This is a genomic window from Psychroserpens mesophilus (genome assembly GCF_000826645.1).
GTDB classification, from domain to species: Bacteria; Bacteroidota; Bacteroidia; order Flavobacteriales; family Flavobacteriaceae; genus Psychroserpens; species Psychroserpens mesophilus.
In genome coordinates this window covers 1-1,063 of record NZ_JXJP01000050.1, presented here as the reverse complement: position 1 = coordinate 1,063, position 1,063 = coordinate 1, and the positions used below count along the sequence as shown (strand labels likewise).

The 1,063-nt window shown below is 38.5% G+C and carries 1 pseudogene; it reads left to right on the top strand.

The features are described 5' to 3' along the window. Window positions 1-1,063, top strand: a pseudogene (locus tag TD18_RS17295) (gliding motility-associated C-terminal domain-containing protein); the annotation flags it as partial.

Sequence of the window (1,063 nt, the reverse complement as noted above, 5' to 3'; positions counted from 1 at the left end):
TGGACCGCTACAGATGAATGTGGTAATTCAATCTCTGATACACAAACTATTGCTGTTGAAGATAATACACCTCCTGTATTAACTATTCCTGCTGATGCAACTGTGGAATGTACCGAGAGTACCGATCCTGCTGCAACAGGAACTGCTACTGCTACTGATACTTGTGGTACTGTAACCGTTACTTTCGCTGATACTACTGTAGATGCGTGTGGTAATACGGAAACAATTACAAGAACTTGGACGGCTACTGACGAATGTGGTAATTCAATCTCTGATACACAAACCATTGCTGTTGTAGATACTATAGCTCCAGATTTATCTGCATGTACTATTGAAAATACAATATTAGAATGTACTGATACCAATAATGAATCGCTTGCTGATGCTTGGAATGCTGCTAATATCGCTGCACTGGAAGCATGTGCTACAGATACTTGTGACACTGACTTAACTGGTCAAGTTACTTCAGATTATGACTTTAACAACTTGAACACAACTTGTGGTCCTTGTGGAACTATTAATGTTACTTATACTGTTACTGATGATTGTGGGAATCCAACATCGATTACGGCAACTCTAACATTTGATGACGGAACAATTCCTGATTTATCAAACTGTTCAGTAACTGATGAAGCTATTGAATGTGATGGTACCAATAATGAATCGCTTGCAAACGATTGGAATGCAACTAACATTGCGGCGCTTGAGGTTTGTTCTGACGATTTAGGTATTACCGTTACCTCTAATTATGCTTACACTAATTTAGTGTCTACATGTGGACTTGGTGGAACAATTGCTGTTGTCTATACCATTACTGATGATTGTGGTAATGCAACAACTTTAAATGCAACACTTACCATTGAAGATTCTACGCCTCCTACATTTACGGTTCCTAGTGATATAACTATTGAGTGTGATCAAGATTCAACTGATCTTACTTTAACTGGTGACGTAACTAACGAAGCTGATATGTGTTCTGGTACTCTTGAAGCAACTTACTCTGATATTATTGCCGATGGTAACTGTGCGAATGAAGCTATTATCACCAGAACTTGGACATTAA